At 64.0% G+C, this 15826-nt stretch carries 18 protein-coding genes; 8 read left to right on the plus strand and 10 right to left on the minus strand.

The window, feature by feature from the left end; translation table 11 throughout:
• Positions 1 to 175: 175 nt before the first annotated feature.
• Entirely contained in the window at positions 176 to 1120 is a 945-nt protein-coding gene (locus JQ616_RS09745; RefSeq protein ID WP_212013953.1) for a tetratricopeptide repeat protein, read from the minus strand.
• Positions 1121 to 1220: 100 nt separating this feature from the next.
• Between JQ616_RS09745 and JQ616_RS09750 the strand changes: the two genes are divergently transcribed.
• Positions 1221 to 1493, plus strand: a complete 273-nt coding sequence (locus JQ616_RS09750) for a GNAT family N-acetyltransferase (RefSeq protein WP_212013955.1) — start codon at positions 1221 to 1223, stop codon at positions 1491 to 1493.
• Between the two features lie 113 nt (positions 1494 to 1606).
• Here the strand turns inward: JQ616_RS09750 and JQ616_RS09755 are convergent, their stop codons facing one another.
• Together JQ616_RS09755 and JQ616_RS09760 are read right to left on the minus strand one after the other, a co-directional pair.
• A complete protein-coding gene (locus JQ616_RS09755) occupies positions 1607 to 2398 on the minus strand; it encodes a fumarylacetoacetate hydrolase family protein (RefSeq protein ID WP_212013957.1) in 792 nt (263 codons plus the stop codon).
• A gap of 114 nt (positions 2399 to 2512) precedes the next feature.
• Positions 2513 to 2926, minus strand: a complete 414-nt coding sequence (locus JQ616_RS09760; RefSeq protein ID WP_212013959.1) for a DUF3597 domain-containing protein — start codon at positions 2924 to 2926, stop codon at positions 2513 to 2515.
• A gap of 289 nt (positions 2927 to 3215) precedes the next feature.
• Between JQ616_RS09760 and JQ616_RS09765 the strand changes: the two genes are divergently transcribed.
• Both JQ616_RS09765 and JQ616_RS09770 read left to right on the plus strand, forming a co-directional pair.
• Positions 3216 to 4127, plus strand: coding sequence for a DUF2189 domain-containing protein (locus JQ616_RS09765; RefSeq protein ID WP_212013960.1), 912 nt, complete (start codon positions 3216 to 3218; stop codon positions 4125 to 4127).
• Between the two features lie 230 nt (positions 4128 to 4357).
• A complete protein-coding gene (locus JQ616_RS09770; protein ID WP_212013962.1) occupies positions 4358 to 5173 on the plus strand; it encodes a lytic murein transglycosylase in 816 nt (271 codons plus the stop codon).
• A 113-nt stretch (positions 5174 to 5286) separates the two neighbouring features.
• Here the strand turns inward: JQ616_RS09770 and JQ616_RS09775 are convergent, their stop codons facing one another.
• Entirely contained in the window at positions 5287 to 5715 is a 429-nt protein-coding gene (locus JQ616_RS09775) for a DUF3574 domain-containing protein (protein ID WP_212013963.1), read from the minus strand.
• A 283-nt stretch (positions 5716 to 5998) separates the two neighbouring features.
• On the opposite strand from JQ616_RS09775, the gene JQ616_RS09780 reads away from it, so the two are divergent.
• Entirely contained in the window at positions 5999 to 6976 is a 978-nt protein-coding gene (locus JQ616_RS09780) for an AraC family transcriptional regulator (RefSeq protein WP_212013964.1), read from the plus strand.
• A 290-nt stretch (positions 6977 to 7266) separates the two neighbouring features.
• On the opposite strand, the gene JQ616_RS09785 is transcribed toward JQ616_RS09780, so the two are convergent.
• On the minus strand, positions 7267 to 7554 hold the full coding sequence (locus JQ616_RS09785) for a hypothetical protein (RefSeq protein ID WP_212013965.1): 288 nt from the start codon (positions 7552 to 7554) through the stop codon (positions 7267 to 7269).
• A 732-nt stretch (positions 7555 to 8286) separates the two neighbouring features.
• On the opposite strand from JQ616_RS09785, the gene JQ616_RS09790 reads away from it, so the two are divergent.
• From JQ616_RS09790 to JQ616_RS09805, 4 genes are all read left to right on the plus strand, one after another.
• Positions 8287 to 8439 (plus strand): DUF1127 domain-containing protein, encoded by a 153-nt coding sequence (locus JQ616_RS09790; RefSeq protein ID WP_016846063.1) that lies wholly within the window; start codon positions 8287 to 8289, stop codon positions 8437 to 8439.
• Positions 8440 to 8598: 159 nt separating this feature from the next.
• Positions 8599 to 10032, plus strand: a complete 1434-nt coding sequence (gene trmFO / locus JQ616_RS09795) for a methylenetetrahydrofolate--tRNA-(uracil(54)-C(5))-methyltransferase (FADH(2)-oxidizing) TrmFO (protein ID WP_212013966.1) — start codon at positions 8599 to 8601, stop codon at positions 10030 to 10032.
• A 5-nt stretch (positions 10033 to 10037) separates the two neighbouring features.
• The gene (locus JQ616_RS09800) at positions 10038 to 11141 is read left to right on the plus strand and encodes a serine/threonine protein kinase (RefSeq protein ID WP_212013967.1); all 1104 of its coding nucleotides are present in this window, start codon (positions 10038 to 10040) and stop codon (positions 11139 to 11141) included.
• 91 nt (positions 11142 to 11232) lie between these two features.
• Positions 11233 to 11514 carry a DUF1488 family protein gene (locus JQ616_RS09805; RefSeq protein ID WP_212013968.1) on the plus strand — a complete coding sequence of 94 codons (282 nt, stop codon included), beginning with the start codon at positions 11233 to 11235 and terminating at the stop codon, positions 11512 to 11514.
• On the opposite strand, the gene JQ616_RS09810 is transcribed toward JQ616_RS09805, so the two are convergent.
• From JQ616_RS09810 to yajC, 5 genes are read right to left on the minus strand one after another with little or no spacing between them, the layout of a single operon-like run.
• Entirely contained in the window at positions 11511 to 12374 is an 864-nt protein-coding gene (locus JQ616_RS09810; RefSeq protein WP_212013969.1) for a phytoene/squalene synthase family protein, read from the minus strand. The two genes, JQ616_RS09805 and JQ616_RS09810, sit on opposite strands and share 4 nt — an antisense overlap.
• Positions 12371 to 12754, minus strand: a complete 384-nt coding sequence (locus JQ616_RS09815) for an Mth938-like domain-containing protein (RefSeq protein ID WP_212013971.1) — start codon at positions 12752 to 12754, stop codon at positions 12371 to 12373. Before JQ616_RS09815 ends, JQ616_RS09810 begins: the two co-directional genes overlap by 4 nt.
• Before the next feature lie 5 nt (positions 12755 to 12759).
• Positions 12760 to 13788: a protein translocase subunit SecF gene (gene secF, locus JQ616_RS09820; protein ID WP_212013973.1), complete on the minus strand. Its 1029-nt coding sequence runs from the start codon at positions 13786 to 13788 to the stop codon at positions 12760 to 12762.
• 10 nt (positions 13789 to 13798) lie between these two features.
• Positions 13799 to 15394, minus strand: a complete 1596-nt coding sequence (gene secD, locus JQ616_RS09825; protein WP_212013975.1) for a protein translocase subunit SecD — start codon at positions 15392 to 15394, stop codon at positions 13799 to 13801.
• Between the two features lie 40 nt (positions 15395 to 15434).
• Positions 15435 to 15791, minus strand: a complete 357-nt coding sequence (gene yajC, locus JQ616_RS09830; RefSeq protein WP_021081225.1) for a preprotein translocase subunit YajC — start codon at positions 15789 to 15791, stop codon at positions 15435 to 15437.
• Positions 15792 to 15826 lie beyond the last annotated feature (35 nt).

Genomic DNA, 15826 nt, shown 5'->3' on the forward strand with positions numbered 1-15826 from the left:
CCTTGCGACAAGGGGCATACGTCAGCGGCCGATCCTGCCATTCCGCACCAAACGACCTTCCGGGCCGCATCACGGGCGTATGTCTCAGGGCAAGCCTAATCGAATTGCATCGGCTCGCAAGGCCCGATCCGACTGTGTGCGATGCGGCAGGTCCGCCGGCTGCGGACGCCGCGCGTCACCGCGTCCCGCCGAGCCGCGCCAGCGCCGCCTTGGCGGATTGCAGGTCGGGCTGCAGCTCGAGCGCCTTGCGGAGATCGGCCGCCGCGCCGGCCTTGTCGCCGAGCCGCAGCTTGGCCTGGCCGCGGTTGTTCCAGGAATTGACGTCGGCGGGATCGTATTGCAGCGCCTTGTCGTAATCGGCGAGCCCGCCCTTGTTGTCGCCCTGGAACAGCCGAACCAGGCCGCGGTTGCGCCAGCCGCGGGCATCGGTCGGCGCAAGCTTCACGGCCTCGCCATAGTCGGCGGCGGCGCGGTCGAGCTGCTCGGCGTCGCGATAGACATTGCCGCGGTTGATGTAGGCGAGCACGTTGGGATCGAGCTTGATCTCGGTGGTGAAGTCGGCGATCGCATGCGTCGTGTCGCGCTTGCGATAGTAGACGAAGCCGCGATTGCCATAGGCCGTGGAGAGCTGCGGATTGTATTTGATGGCGAGGCTGAGATCGGCCAGCGCGCGGTCGAGATCGCCCTTGTTGAACCAGGCATCACCGCGATTGTTGTAGGCCATCGCGAAGGCTGGATCGATGCGGACCGCCTCGTCGTAGTCGGCGATGGCATGATCGAAATCGTTCTTGAAGGCATAGACCCGGCCGCGGTTGGTGTAGGCGCAGGCAAAGGCGGGATCGAGCTTGATCGCTTCGTTGAGGTCGGCGAGCGCGGCATCGAGCTCGCGCTTCTCGGTCAGCCCATGGCCGCGGTTGCAATAGGCCCCGGCCAGCCGCTTGCCGGTCTGGGTCTTGCCGTCGATGACCGCCGTGCAGGCGGTCACGCGGTCGCCTGGGGCCGTTGTAGCACCAATACAGGTCTGCCAGCTCGGATCATCGGCGGCGACCGCTTGCGGCGGATTGGGCAGCGTCAGGGCGGCGCCGACCAATGCGGCGGTCAGGCAGGTCAAAATACGCATATCGTCAATCCAGAAATGCCAATATGCGGGTTGGTCGCGGCTTTGCACCGGCGGGTTCACGCGCTTAGATCAAGGCCTGTGAATCAACCGGGATTTTGCGATGGCTGCCGTCCGCGACAACAGGGACCAAAACCGCTTCGAGCTCGACACCGAGGGCGGGCTCGCCTTTGCGAACTACCGACGGACGCCCTCGGCTGTGATCATCACCCACACCGAGACACCGCGCGCCCTGCGCGGCCGCGGCATCGCTTCAGAGCTGGTCAAGGGCGCACTGGAGCTGATCCGCGCCGACGGCCACAAGGTGATCGCCGGCTGCGGCTTCGTGGTCGATTATCTCAACAAGCACCCGGAATACGCGGATCTTGCCGGTTAGAGCATGATCCGGAAAAGTGCGAAGCGGTTTTCCGAAAAGATCATGCTCAAAACATAGCGCTAAAGCACGATGACGATTCAAACCAATCTCATTGCGCTTTAGCGCCGCCGACGTCAGACGATCTTGATCGACATGTCGGGCAGGCCCTCGAGCTTGCACAGCAGCACGTCGCCCTTGACGACCGGGCCGACATTCTCCGGGGTGCCGGAATAGATGATGTCGCCGGCCTTCAGCTCGAACGCCTCGGAGAGCTTTGCGATCTGCTCGGCGACGCTCCAGATCATGTTCTTCAGATCCGAGCTCAGCCGCACCGTGCCGTTGACCGCGAGCGAGATCGCGCCCCTCGTGAAGTGGCCGGTCTTGTCTGCCGGATGGATCGGACCGAGCACCGCCGCATGGTCGAAGCTCTTGCCGATCTCCCACGGCTTCTTCTCCGCGGCCATGCCGTTCTGCAAATCGCGCCGCGTCATGTCGAGCCCGAGCGCGTAGCCATAGACGTGGTCGAGCGCCTTGTCGGCGGGAATATTGGTACCGCCGGATTTCAGCGCGGCAACCAGCTCGACCTCATGGTGATAGTTCTTGGTCAGCGACGGATAGGGATGATCGGCGACGGTGCCGATTGCGACATTCTGGATCGCATCGGTCGGCTTCTGAAAGAAGAACGGCGGTTCGCGGGTCGGATCGGAGCCGCGCTCGAGCGCGTGCGCGGCGTAGTTGCGGCCGATGCAATAGATGCGGCGGACCTGGAACACCTCGGTGGCCCCGACGATCGGGATCGTCACCGGCGGGACCGGAAACATCGCCTTCGGCGCAGCCTCGGCATGGGCCGGTGCGGATTGCGCGGCGGCGCCGGCAAGCGCGAGGGCGCCGGTCGCAAGCATCGTCCGGCGATCGAGATCAGTCATCCGAGTTTTCATCGACGTTCTCCTTCTTGTTAGCTGATCTATAGAGGCTCGCCGCTCCACAAAAAAGGGCCCGCGCTGGCGCGGGCCCTGGCCGTGTGCGGGACGATCGCCCGATCAGTGCTTGATATCCGGGGGCAGCACGCCGCCATTCGCCGCAAGCTTGGTCATCACCTGCTTGTGCAGCCAGATGTTCATGCTGGCCGAATCGTTGGTGTCGCCGGTGTAGCCGAGCTCCTTGGCGAGCTCCTTGCGGGCCGACAGGCTGGAGTCGATGTCGAGCGCCTTCATCAGGTCGACGATCGAGGTGCGCCATTCGAGCTTCTCGCCCTTCGCGGCCACCGCCTTGTCGAGAATGGGAGCGACGTCGACCGACTGCGCCGGCGCCGCACCGGCGGGCACCGCTGCGGGAGACGGCGATGCACTGCCGGATCCACCGGCGGGAGCTGCGCTGGTCGCCGTTCCGCCGGCGGGCGCGGCGCTGGCGCTGCTGCCGAAGATCGCGCCCATGATTTTTCCGAAAATGCTCATCGTTCGCTCCCAAGAGAGTTGAGATGTGATGGCCACGCGGCAATGCGCCGGCTGACCGAGGTCGCAGTTCAAGTGTATCGCCCCCTCAATAGCTTGCCAATGCGACATTCACTTAAGCGTGAGTGCTTTTGCCGCGGTTTGGGAGTACCCTCACTGCACAGTTCGCGACACGGCCAGTTCCCTGCTTTGTCATTCGCGTCTGGCTTGCTCGTGATCGCTTCGAGAGGCGGTAGGTTTGTGCCCGTGTGCCGGGCGCAGAATGCGACCGCCCCAGAGGGAGACAACGACCATGGCCACACCATACCAAGGCAATGTCACATCGATGACGCAGGGCGGACAAGGTACCGCGTCTGCGCCGATCATCCGCACCATCGGCCTGTCCGATTTGCATCATGCGCTGCGTCTCGGCTGGGAAGACTTCAAGGCGGTGCCAAGCCACGCCATCATCCTGTGCCTGATCTATCCGGTGCTCGGCATCGTGCTTGCGCGCACCGTGCACGGCTATTCCGTGTTGCCCCTGCTGTTTCCGTTGGCCGCGGGCTTCGCCCTGCTCGGCCCGTTTGCCGCTATCGGCCTCTACGAGATGAGCCGCCGGCGTGAGGACGGCGGGGAAGCATCCGCATGGGACGCCATTCAGGTATTCCGCTCGCCGTCGTTCGGCGCGATGCTTGGGGTCGGAACGCTGCTGTTCGCGCTGTTCGTGACCTGGATCGCGACCGCGCAGGCGATCTACACCGCCGTGTTCGGCTATGCGATTGCAGCCGACATACCCGATTTTGCCGGGCGCGTGCTGGCCACCCCGCAAGGCTGGTGGCTGATCGTGGTCGGCTGCAGCGTCGGCTTCCTGTTCGCGCTCGTCGCACTCTGCATCAGCGTGGTCGCCTTCCCCATGATGCTCGACCGCCACGCAAGCGCCGGCGAAGCCATGGTGACGTCGATGCGCGCCGTCGCACAGAACCCGGTGCCGATGGCGGCCTGGGGCCTGATCGTCGCGGTGCTGCTGGTCTTGGGGACGATCCCGTTCTTCCTCGGGCTCGCCGTGGTTATCCCCCTGCTCGGCCACGCCACCTGGCATCTCTATCGCGAGGTCATCGTCAAGGATCCGAATGCACGGCCGGTGATCCCCGAGCCGCGCGAACGCAAGCCCGCCGCGGACTTCCCGGCCAATTTGTTTCCATGGCGGCGCAGTGACCACGGATAGCGCCAGCTAGACCCGACCTCGTAAACGCCAAAGCAACCGCCGGCCGATATGTTCGGTCGGCGGTTTGTCGTACCTGGCCGTCAAAAGGATGTGAAATTGGCGTGGCATTTGCAGCAAGAGCTGAAAAGATGGCTCGATCACGAGCCTTGTTTTGGCCGCTGTTGCCCCGAACATACGCGCCGGGTTTCGCGACCAATCCATGACATCGCAGACTCCGGAGTGAATTGCCTATGACCTCTCGCTTTCCCTTCCGCGCCCTCGCCGTCGGCGCGTGGCTTGTGACCTCGACCGCGTCGGCGTTCGCCGCGCAATGCGGCACGGGCACGTTCGAATCCTGGCTCGACGATTTCAAGAAAGAGGCTGCGGCCAAGGGGATTTCACAGAACGCGATCCAGGCGGGGCTCAACGGTGTCACCCAGGACAAGGCGATCCTGGCGCGCGACCATTCGCAGCAGGTGTTCAGCCAGACCTTCGAGCAGTTCTCCGGCCGCATGGTGCCGCCGCGGCTCAATCGCGGCTCCGACATGATGAAGCGCTACGGCTCGGTGCTGTCGCGGATCGAGGAGGCCTACGGCGTGCCCGGCGAAATCCTGGTCGCGATCTGGGGGCTTGAGACCGATTTCGGCGTCAACACCGGCAAGTTTCCGACCGTGCGCTCGCTGGCGACGCTGGCCTATGACTGCCGCCGCTCCGACATGTTCAAGGCCGAGCTGATGGACGCGCTGCGTATCGTCGAGCGCGGCGACCTTGCGCCGCAGGACATGCGCGGCGCCTGGGCCGGCGAGCTCGGCCAGACCCAGTTCATGCCGTCGTCCTACATCAAGTTCGCGGTCGACTTCGACGGCAACGGCAAGCGCGACCTGCTGCACAACGTGCCCGACGTGCTGGCCTCGACGGCGAACTTCCTAAAGAGCTACGGCTGGAAGCCGGGCAAAGGCTGGGAGCCCGGCAGCGAGAATTTTGCCGTGATCCAGCAGTGGAACAAGAGCGAGGTCTACGCCAAGACGATCGGCTACTTCGCCACCCAGCTTGCGAAGGCGCCATAAGGTAACGTCAAAGGATTTACTTCGCCGTCGAAGCGTTTGTCGTCCTCGTTCATCTGGCCAGCGACTAACGTCGCGCGCGCGATGGGGATGGGTATTGCGGTTGCAGCGCGTGGTCAGAACGATGCGCAAGTGGTCGAGAGCGTGAGGCCAACCGACTGTTGATGAAAGCGCTGCCTGTATGCGGCGCCGATCTGGGTCAAGCGTGACAAGGTCTCCGGGGTCTCGGCAGCGATGATGCGCACGACAAAGGACGGCTCGCGCGTGATGCGGCCCGTATCCGGGTCGCGCCACTGGCCGGAAGCCCTCAGCTGGGTCAATCCATCTGGAAAGCGCGGTGTCACCTCCTTCAGAAGGAAATCCGACCACTGGGCGTCCGATACGCGGCCATGTCCGGCGATACGACGTCCAAACAGCAGTTCGGCCTGCATCATCGACTTGCCATTGATCAGCTGGCAGGACGTTGCTGCGCCTTCGGCGGTGGAGGTGTTAGTTCCCGCAACGAGGACAAGCCACGCCGCTGCGGCTTGGATCAGTGCGCGCATGACGCGACATCAACAGGCAAAAGCAGCGCTACTATCACCCCTTAATCCTTCTGCGAGCGGTCCAATCTTGCGCGACAGGCTTTAGTGACTTGCCCGCCTGCCGGCTTGGACAGGCGCGACAACGCATTGGACGAAAACGACCCTGGCAGGTCGGTATCCCAATCTGTATACGCTTCGGCCTAGAGGCCCTGCCTCGCGTGCGATTGTTGCCGCGGAATCGGTCGTCTCGGTGAACCAAACGCGTCCATTCGGCGACACCTGTTGCGACAGCCTGAGTTTCCCGATGACCTCGACGGCCAACGACGTTGCACTTTCCCGGTTTTCCCTGGAAGATTTTGCCGAGCAGGACCGTATGGCCGCGTGGCGTGATCTGTACGGCCGGCTGGTGCTGAAGGCCGACCTCGCGCCACTACCGGATCATTCCTTGCATGCGGACGTAACCGTGCGGATGCTGCCCGGGCTGTCCATCACGTCGGCCAGCATGTCGGCGTTTCGCTACGAGCGGGGTGCCGAACAGTTGGCGGATGGCAACGACGGGCTTGTCCTGGTGATGGGATCGCACGATGCCATGATGGTGCAGCGTGGAAGCGAGGTCGCGTGGAGCGCCGGCGACGCGCTGTTGGTCAGCTCGGCGGATCCGGTCGCGATGGTCTGCCCCGCCCCGGCGAAGATTCTCTGCCTTCACATGCCACGGTCGGCGCTGGAGCCGCTGGTGAGCAGCGTCGATTCCTCCGTGATGCAGCCTATTGCGCGCTCCACCGAAGCGCTGAAATTGTTGGTGAGCTATGTTGGGGCGCTGCAGGATGATTATGCGCTTGCCACGCCTCAGCTACGGCACCACGTGGCCTCGCACGTGCACGATCTGATCGCTGTGGCGCTCGGCGCAACGAGAGATGCCGCGGCTCTTGCCGATGGGCGGGGCGTCCGCGCAGCGCGGCTGCGTGCCATCAAAGCCGATATCATCGACCATCTCAATCACGGCAGTCTCACGGTTGCGGCCGTAGCGCGTCGGCACGCCGTCACGCCGCGCCAAGTGCAACGGATGTTTGAAGACGACGGGACCACATTCTCACAGTTCGTGCTTGGGCGCCGTCTCGCACGAGCACATCGGTTGCTCGTCAATCCGCGCTATGCCGATCGGCCCGTGAGCGCGGTCGCCTTCGAGGTTGGTTTCGGCGACGTGTCGTATTTCAACCGCACCTTTCGCCGGCAATACGGAGCGCCGCCCTCGGACGTGCGTGAAGCGGCGCGCAGGGTGTGATCATCGACACCCCATCCAAAACACTCGCCAGAACACGAGAAGAGCATTCGATCGGGGCGCCCGCGCGGCGCGGGGGCGCCCGCCTGTCGGAATAGGACGATGACATTGAGCGCTTGTCGCGGGCGAGACACCGCGCCTTTGGCAATCCGCAAGCAACAGGCCGCGTCGGGAAAGCGCTTCAAAGCTTGATTGCGAACAGCTTCCCGATTCAATCCGAACCGATCACACGCCACCGCAAATCAAAGGGCCGATTGCCCCAGGCAATCGGCCCCTGTCGTCATCATCAAAGCTTACTTCGCCATGCTGGCTTCTGCAGCCCTGCTGAGATGTGCGCCGCAAGCGCCCCACTTGTTGTTCAGCATCGCGTCCTGGGCGAGCGAGACTTCCTTCTCCGCCCCGAATTTGACCTCATTGTCCGCCATAGCTTCGACGGCGGCTTCGGTCTTGCCGAGGTTTTCACCGCTGCAACCGACGCCCATGTGATGATGGCGATGAGCGGCCTGGGCGGGCGCGACGGCGAAAGCAACGGCAGCCACAGCGGCTGCTGCGATCAATGTCTTGAACATGAGACGTTCCATTTTCTGTTCTTGAACAGAAACCAGCGTGATTGCGGAATCTGCGCAGCGATTATTCGCTGTTCACGCCACCGTTCAGAATGAACTTCGCGCGATACGAATGTGATAGGCGCTGCGCGCGTATCGCGCATGCGTTGCATAGTCGTTTGATTACAAGCCAGTAAGGAAGCAGCGCCGCGATAGCTTTGCTGGCTGGTTCACTTCAACCGATATGGACTTCCGATAACCAGCAACGCAAACCGCGCGACACGGCGCCCGCGGCGCATTCCTTCCCCGCCCGCAGGATCGAATTACCCACGTCGTCAATGCGACTGATTGACGCGACGCAGTCCGGGCATCGGCAGCACCAAATAGTGAATTTAAAATCACTTTAATGCCGTGCCCGTGCATGCGAATCACGCATGGAACACGTGGCCGTGATCCTCGCATCTGAACGGTGCCGAGGCTTGATTGAGCGGTCTTTAATTACCACATGGATCAGTGCGATCAAACGCGCCAAATTCCGGTAATCACCTGATATTGGGAAGATTTCTACACGGTTAGCCACCGCGCCGAAACTTCTGACTACGGGGTGGCTGCGAGAGCGCCGAACGGTTAATCGAAACTTACCGCGGCTATGCGTTTTGAGCTTAGCTGCATCGCAACATCGGAACTACCGCACTGCACTATATCATCTATATTCACTTCAACGATGAGGCTTTGGAAAAGCTGAATCTGAATTACTAGGAGACTACCATGTTGCTCTCGCTCATCCGCATGATCCAGGCTTTCCGGGATTATCAGCGCAATGTCAGCGAACTGTCCCAGCTCAGCGATCGCGAACTGGCCGATATCGGCCTCGACCGCTCGGACATTCCGCGCGTTGCCGCCGGTACCTACAACGGCTAATCGGCCGCAAGCCATCTGCTGACGGATAACGCCCGCTTCCACAGCGGGCGTTGTCGTGTCTGGGGCGCTCTTCCCAACGCGCACCGGTATCCACTTCGCTTCAAAGCACTTTTGGCGGTTTCAGATGCATATGGTCTCGAAACGCGCTAACGCTGCGCGATGACACCGCATCAATCCTCTTCCCAACCCGTGCACATCGTGGGCGCGGGGCTCGCCGGCTCGGAAGCCGCCTGGCAGGTCGCCAATGCCGGCGTCCGCGCCGTCCTGCACGAAATGCGCCCGCAACGGATGACCGAAGCGCACCGCACCGATGGCTGCGCCGAACTGGTCTGCTCGAACTCGTTCCGCTCCGACGACGTCGCCAACAATGCCGTGGGGCTGCTGCACGCCGAGATGCGGCGGCTGGGCTCGCTGATCATGCGCTCGGCCGATGCCAACCAGGTGCCCGCCGGCGGCGCGCTGGCGGTCGATCGCGACGGTTTTTCCACGGCCGTCACCAAGGCGCTCAACGAGCATCCGCTGATCGAGATCAGCCGCGAGGAAGTCGCAGGGCTGCCGCCGGCCGACTGGAGCAACGTCATCGTCGCGACCGGCCCCCTCACCTCGGCACCGCTCGCCGACGCCATCAGGCAGCTGACCGACGAGAGCGCGCTGGCGTTCTTCGACGCGATTGCGCCGATCGTGCACAAGGAATCCATCGATATGTCGGTGGCCTGGTTCCAGTCGCGCTACGACAAGGTCGGCCCCGGCGGCACCGGCGCCGACTACATCAACTGCCCGATGACCAAGGATCAGTATGATGCCTTCGTCACGGCGCTGCTCGATGGCGAGAAGGTCGACTTCAAGGATTGGGAGACCAACACGCCCTATTTCGACGGCTGCCTGCCGGTCGAGGTGATGGCCGAGCGCGGCCACGAGACGCTCCGCCACGGGCCGATGAAGCCGGTCGGACTGACCAACCCGCACAATCCGACGGTGAAGCCCTATGCGATCGTCCAGCTGCGGCAGGACAACAAGCTCGGCACGCTCTACAATATCGTCGGCTTCCAGACCAAGCTGAAGCACGGCGCACAGCAGCGCGTCTTCCGCACCATCCCGGGCCTCGAGAATGCGGAGTTCGCCCGCCTCGGCGGCCTGCATCGCAACACCTTCCTGAATTCGCCAAAGCTGCTCGACGCCCAACTGCGGCTGCGCGCGCAGCCGCGGCTGCGCTTCGCCGGCCAGATGACCGGCTGCGAAGGCTATGTCGAGTCGGCCAGCGTCGGCTTGATCGCCGGCCTCTATGCCGCCGCCGACATCCGCGGCGCCGCGCTGCCGACGCCGCCGGCCACCACCGCGCTCGGCGCGCTGCTCGGCCACATCACCGGCGGCCACATCGAAACGATCGACGCCGGTTCGCGCTCGTTCCAGCCGATGAACATCAATTTCGGTCTGTTCCCGCCGCTGGCCAGCCCTCCGACCAAGAAGCCGGACGGTTCGCGGCTGCGCGGCAATGAGAAGACCGTCGCCAAGAAGCAGGCGATGAGCGCGCGGGCGCTCGCCGACCTCGATCACTGGATCGCAGAGCATCTGCGCGTTGCGGCAGCGGCCTGACCATCATGAGCTTGCCGAAAGACGACGACGCCACCCTGTCGGCGCGATGGAGCCAGGGCGTGCTGCTCAAGCGCGACGTGTTCTCGACCGTCGAGCGCGGCCGCTTCCGCACCGATGACGGCGAGGTCGACGGCGTGCTGCGCCGGCTCGATCAGGTGCCGTTCTGGTCATTTGGCGTAGCACTGCATCTGTTCTCGCGCGAACGCCGCGCGCTGACCCTGGCACGCGACCTCGACGTCGGACCAAAGCTGCTGTGGGCCGGCCGGCGTGCGCTGGTGCGCGGCTTCATAGACGGCGCGGCGCTGCATCTGGCGAAGCCGCATGGCGACGTCGCCTACTTCCGCTCCGCCAAGCAAGCCTTGCGCAAACTGCATCGCGCGGGCATCTGCCACAACGATCTGGCCAAGGAGCAGAACTGGCTGGTCGGCCGCGATGGCCGTGCCTATCTCACCGACTTCCAGCTCGCCGCCTGCTTCAAGACCCGCAGCCGGCTGTTCCGCATCGCAGCCTACGAGGATCTGCGGCATCTGTTGAAGCACAAGCGCAGCTACGCGCCGGAGGCGTTGACGCCAAGGGAGCGCAAGGTGCTGGCCAAGAAGTCCGCGGTCGCCAGCGTCTGGCTCAAGACGGGCAAGAAGGTCTATCAGGCGATCACGCGCGGCATCTTCAATTTCACCGACCGCGAGGGTGGCGGCCGCCGGTTGGTCAACGATGCCCCGGTGCTGGTCGATCTGATCCGCAGGAATCCCGAGGTGCGCGACACCGCGATCGTCGCCTTTGCAGATCGGCGCGTCGGCGTCGGGCTTTACGCCTTCGTCGAGGCCGACCAGTCCGCGCTGGAAAAGACGCTGCGCAACGAGCTTGCATCCGCCAAGGGCGTCAAGCCACCCGAACACATCCAGATCGTGCACGCTTTGCCGCGCGATGCGGCCGGCAAGCCGCGCACCGAAATCCTGCAGCTCGTCGCCATGAATCAGGTCGACCTGATCGAGCCGCTGATGCGCAGCGACGCCGATCGCGAGTTCCTCAAGGACATCCTCGAGCAACGCAAGAATCTGCGTGATCGCTTCAATTTTGAAGTGGCCGAGATGGATCGCCCCGCGCGCTAACGCGCCCGCAGTTCGCGGCGCACGGCCCTCGACAAACACGGCACGAAGCCCCACTCTTTGCGAGGGCTAGCGCGCTCAAGGGACAGATTTAATGCCACTCACCCGTGGCCGTATCGGGGGATATGATTCCGAACGTCTGGCGTTCGGATTCACCATGATGAACGGCGATCAGGAAATCGAATGCCAGATCAGCGACGCCGCGATGGACGAGCTGGCCGGCACGCGTGGAACCGCGAGCATGGCGCGGCAGGCGCAATTCGTCGCGTTGCGCGACGCGGTCGAGCAGATCGCATCCGACATCTATGACAGCAGCCCTTTAAGAGGTGCGACGATCCGGATCTTCACCAAGCACATCGCGAGAGAACAGAGCTAGCTGCCGAACTCTTCCGTGCGCGCGGCCCGCCACAACGTCCAGAGCGTGCGCAGGCGTGAGACCGGCTGCGGCAGGAACGGATCGCTGTCAGGCCTCCGCGTCCGGTTCAGTTCGCGCCTGACACAGGCAAGCGGCAGGAAGATCGGCCGCACGCCCGACGGTACATCGGCAAGCAGCCCCAATGCGGTCTTGAGATGGCTCTGAGCCTCGTTCGCGAGTTGATCGATCGCAGCGCGAATGCCCGGCGTCGGCTTGCCGGCAAACACCTCCTCCTTGCTGCTGCCGTGCTGCTGCAGCAGCTCCAGTGGCAGAAACAGCTGCTGCCGCGACGCGTCGCGGCCCAGCGAGGCGATCACCTGGGCCATGCCCTGGGCGAGGCCTGCATGACGGGCCACGTGATCGATCGCCTCGGACGGTCGGGCAAACACGCGGGTGGCCTGCGAGAACAGCGCAGATGCCGTGGCGTCGAGATAGCCCTCGAGGGCGGCCAATGACGGCATCGGGTCGTTATAGAGATCGAACTGGTGCTCCTCGACCAGCTCTGAGAATGGCGAGACAGGCAGGCGATGGGTGCGGATTGCCAGCAGCAATTCTGCGGCAACGGGATTGCCCTCGACGCCGCCATGCCCGGCGCCGGCCAGCATGTCGGTCCACCATTGCAGCCGCATCTCGCCGGGCAGCGGCTGGCTGACCTGCTCGTGCACGCGCGAGACCTCGATGTTGAAGGCGTAGAGCGCGAGCAGCGCGCGGCGTTCCGGCCCGGGCAGGAACAGGGTCGACGCATAGCGGACGAAATCGTGGGTCCGCACCAGATCGGCGCAGAACGCCGCGCCGTCCTTCGGCGCTTCCGTCGCGCTCATGGCACCGCGATCAGCGCCGCCGCAACGCGCCGCCGCTCGCCCAGCATGATGTTGTAGGTGCGGATCGCGGGACCGGTCTGCATCGCATCGAGCACCACCCGCACCGCGCGCAGCGCCTCGCGCAGGCCCTTTGGCGGCACCCAGACGTCAGTGCCCGTGCCGACGATCAGCGTGTCGATCGCATTGGCGGATGCGAACACCTTCTGCAGCGAATATTCGTCGATCTCCTGCGGGCGGGTGACCGGCCAGGCCCAGATCGAGTCGGGCAGGCACAGCAGCGAGCCGCGATGCGACATATCGGCAAACGCGAATCCGCCCTTGCCGTAAGCCTCGATCGGCGCCGACCTCGGAAGATGGGGAGCGTCCGAGGGGTTGCTCATGCCGGCTACTTCTTGGCTGCCGCCGCGTCCGGCTTCTTGGCCGGCGCGTCCTGCACCTCGCCCCGCGTGGTGTGAACCCCGAGATAGATCAGGATCGGCGCCGCGATGAAGATCGAGGTATAGGTACCGACCAGCACCACGCCGAACATCATGACTGCGGTGAAGCTGTGGATCGCCTGGCCGCCGAACAGCAGCAGCGCGAGCAGCGCCAAGGTCACCGTGACGTGGGTGATGATCGAGCGCGACAGCGTCGAGTTGATCGACTCGTTCAAGAGCTGCGGCATCGGCATCTTCTTGTAGCGCCGCAACATCTCGCGGATACGGTCGTAGATGACGACGGTGTCGTTGAGCGAATAGCCGAGAATGGTCAGCAGCGCCGCGATACTGGTGAGGTCGAAATCGACCTGGGTGATCGACATGAAGCCGATCGTCAGCACGATGTCGTGGACGTTGGCGATCATGGCGCCGAGCGCGAACTGCCACTCGAACCGGAACCAGAGATAGATCAGGATGCCGACGATCGCGAACATCAGGCCGAGCATGCCGTAGGCCAGCAATTCGCCGGAGACGCGCGGTCCGACCACCTCGACGCGGCGGTAGTCGACGCTGTCGCCGAGCGCGCCGCGGACCTTGCCCACTGCGTCCTGCTGGGCCTGGTCGCCGCCCGGCTGTTCGGCGACACGGATCAGGACTTCAGCCGGACCTCCGAACTGCTGCAACTGAACTTCGCCGAGGCCGAGACCGTTCAAGGTCGAGCGCATCGCGGCGATGTCGGCGGTGCCGGACTTGGCTCGTACCTCGAGCAGCGTGCCGCCCTTGAAGTCGATGCCGAAATTCAGGCCATGGGTGAAGAACAGCGTGATCGCGAGAATCGAGAGCAGTGCCGAGATCGGGAAGCTGATGCGGCGGAAGCGCGTGAAATCGAAATGCGTATTGTCGGGCACGATGCGCAGCGACGGCAGCAGGCCGAGCGCCGCGACGACGGTGAGCACGGCGATCAGGATGCCAAGGCCAATGAGAACAGTATGAGTCACAACAGGCCTCTCAGATCGGCACGGTTTGCGGCCGCTTCCACCGCACCCACGCCGCGACGATCAGACGCGTCAGGGTAAAGGCGGTGAACACCGTGGTGATGATGCCGATGCCGAGCGTCACGGCAAAGCCGCGGACCGGTCCAGTGCCGATGTAGAACAGCACGGCAGCGGCGATGAAGGTGGTGATGTTGGAGTCGAGAATGGTCGCCAGCGCCCGCTTGAACCCGGCGTCGATCGCCGAGATCGCGTTGCGGCCGCCGCGCAATTCCTCGCGGATGCGCTCGTAGATCAGCACGTTGGAGTCGACCGCGATGCCGACGGTCAGCACGATGCCGGCGATGCCGGGCAAGGTCAGCGTGGCGTTGAGCAGCGACAGCAGCCCGAAGATCATGGCGACGTTGATGGCCACGGCGATGTTGGCGAACACGCCGAACAGCCGGTAGGTGAGCAGCATGAACACGATCACCAGGATCGAGCCGACATAGGCCGCGAGCTCGCCCTTCTCGATCGAGTCCTGACCGAGGCCGGGACCGACGGTGCGCTCCTCGACCACGGTCAGCGGCGCCGGCAGCGCGCCGGCCCGCATCAGGATCGCCAGATCATTGGCCGACTGCACGGTGAAGCTGCCGGAGATCTGCCCCTGTCCGCCGGTGATCGGCTCGCGGATCACCGGCGCCGAGATCACCTTGTTGTCGAGCACGATCGCAAACGGCTGGCCGACATTGTCGGCGGTCGCCTGCGCGAATTTGCGCGCTCCTGACGTGTTGAACTTGAAGCTGACGATCGCCTCGCCGGTGCGCTGGTCAAAGCCGGGCTGGGCGTCGGAAAGCTCGCCACCGGACACCAGCACCTGCTTCTTCACGATGTAGGGAACCGGCGGCGGCGATGCGCTCATGAGCCGCTCGGAGTCCGGGGGCACCGTGCCCTGGTCGGCGGGCACCGAGGTGTCGACCATCCGGAATTCCATCTTCGCGGTCTTGCCGAGCAGCTCCTTCAGATGGGTCGGGTCCTGCAGGCCCGGCACCTGCACCAGGATGCGGTCGGTGCCCTGGCGCTGGATCACCGGCTCGACGGTGCCGAGCTCGTTGACGCGACGCTCAACGATCTGGATCGACTGTTCGATGGTCTTGCGCATCCGCTCGATCATCGCGGGCTGCGACAAGGTCAGGCGGATCAAGCCGCCGCCCGCATCGCTCACGTCGAGATCGCGCTGGCCGCTGGAGCCGAGCAAGCCGCCGATCGGCTGTGCAACCTCGCGAAGCTTGGTCAGCGCCGCCGGAACATCGGTTTCCTTCGAGATCTTGACCTCGACGGCATCGTTGCGGATCTGCACGCCGCCACTGAACAGGATCTTGGCGTCACGAAGCGCCTTGCGGGTATCGTCCCGAACCTGCTCGAGTTTTTCTTTCTTCACGTAGTTGGCGTCGACCTCGAGCAGCAGATACGAGCCGCCCTGCAAATCGAGGCCGAGGACGAGACGCCGCTGCGCCCAGGCCGGCCAGGTCTTGACCTGCGCTTCGGGGAAGAAATTGGGCACGGCGCACAGGCAGACCACCAGCGCTGTCAGGATAATCCCCAGCGCTCGCCACCGCGTGAAATACAACATCGAATTGACCTGTCAGATTCGGCAAAAGGCTCCGCGGCAATCAGCTCGCGGACGCCTCATCCTTGGCGTCGCCCTTGGCCGGCTCACCCTTGGTCCGCACGCCCGAAATCATCTGGCGCATCTGCCGCACGCGAACGCCGTCCGAAATCTCGAACTCGATCTGGTCGTCGTCGACCACCTTGGTCACCTTGCCGACGAGGCCGCCCGAGGTCACCACGGTGTCGCCGCGGCGGATGTTCTTCACGAGGTCCGCGTGGTCGCGCACCTTCTTCTGCTGCGGGCGCAGAATCAGGAAGTACATGATGACGAAGATCAGCGCGAATGGCAGCAGCGACATCAACATGCTGTTGGTGTCACCACTTGCTCCAGCTTGAGCAAACGCAGGAGTAATCAGCATTCGGACGATCCTCGGATAAGACGGGAAAGGACCGG

Source organism: Bradyrhizobium tropiciagri (assembly GCF_018130545.1).
In the GTDB taxonomy this organism is placed as follows: domain Bacteria; phylum Pseudomonadota; class Alphaproteobacteria; order Rhizobiales; family Xanthobacteraceae; genus Bradyrhizobium; species Bradyrhizobium tropiciagri_A.

Excerpts from the sequence above, each read along its gene's own strand:
- JQ616_RS09745 (WP_212013953.1), bottom strand. The coding sequence starts at position 1,120 with ATGCGTATTTTGACCTGCCTGACCGCCGCATTGGTCGGCGCCGCCCTG.
- JQ616_RS09750 (WP_212013955.1), top strand. The coding sequence starts at position 1,221 with ATGGCTGCCGTCCGCGACAACAGGGACCAAAACCGCTTCGAGCTCGAC.
- JQ616_RS09755 (WP_212013957.1), bottom strand. The coding sequence starts at position 2,398 with ATGACTGATCTCGATCGCCGGACGATGCTTGCGACCGGCGCCCTCGCG.
- JQ616_RS09760 (WP_212013959.1), bottom strand. The coding sequence starts at position 2,926 with ATGAGCATTTTCGGAAAAATCATGGGCGCGATCTTCGGCAGCAGCGCC.
- JQ616_RS09765 (WP_212013960.1), top strand. The coding sequence starts at position 3,216 with ATGGCCACACCATACCAAGGCAATGTCACATCGATGACGCAGGGCGGA.
- JQ616_RS09770 (WP_212013962.1), top strand. The coding sequence starts at position 4,358 with ATGACCTCTCGCTTTCCCTTCCGCGCCCTCGCCGTCGGCGCGTGGCTT.
- JQ616_RS09775 (WP_212013963.1), bottom strand. The coding sequence starts at position 5,715 with ATGCGCGCACTGATCCAAGCCGCAGCGGCGTGGCTTGTCCTCGTTGCG.
- JQ616_RS09780 (WP_212013964.1), top strand. The coding sequence starts at position 5,999 with ATGACCTCGACGGCCAACGACGTTGCACTTTCCCGGTTTTCCCTGGAA.
- JQ616_RS09785 (WP_212013965.1), bottom strand. The coding sequence starts at position 7,554 with ATGGAACGTCTCATGTTCAAGACATTGATCGCAGCAGCCGCTGTGGCT.
- JQ616_RS09790 (WP_016846063.1), top strand. The coding sequence starts at position 8,287 with ATGTTGCTCTCGCTCATCCGCATGATCCAGGCTTTCCGGGATTATCAG.
- trmFO (WP_212013966.1), top strand. The coding sequence starts at position 8,599 with ATGACACCGCATCAATCCTCTTCCCAACCCGTGCACATCGTGGGCGCG.
- JQ616_RS09800 (WP_212013967.1), top strand. The coding sequence starts at position 10,038 with ATGAGCTTGCCGAAAGACGACGACGCCACCCTGTCGGCGCGATGGAGC.
- JQ616_RS09805 (WP_212013968.1), top strand. The coding sequence starts at position 11,233 with ATGCCACTCACCCGTGGCCGTATCGGGGGATATGATTCCGAACGTCTG.
- JQ616_RS09810 (WP_212013969.1), bottom strand. The coding sequence starts at position 12,374 with ATGAGCGCGACGGAAGCGCCGAAGGACGGCGCGGCGTTCTGCGCCGAT.
- JQ616_RS09815 (WP_212013971.1), bottom strand. The coding sequence starts at position 12,754 with ATGAGCAACCCCTCGGACGCTCCCCATCTTCCGAGGTCGGCGCCGATC.
- secD (WP_212013975.1), bottom strand. The coding sequence starts at position 15,394 with ATGTTGTATTTCACGCGGTGGCGAGCGCTGGGGATTATCCTGACAGCG.
- yajC (WP_021081225.1), bottom strand. The coding sequence starts at position 15,791 with ATGCTGATTACTCCTGCGTTTGCTCAAGCTGGAGCAAGTGGTGACACC.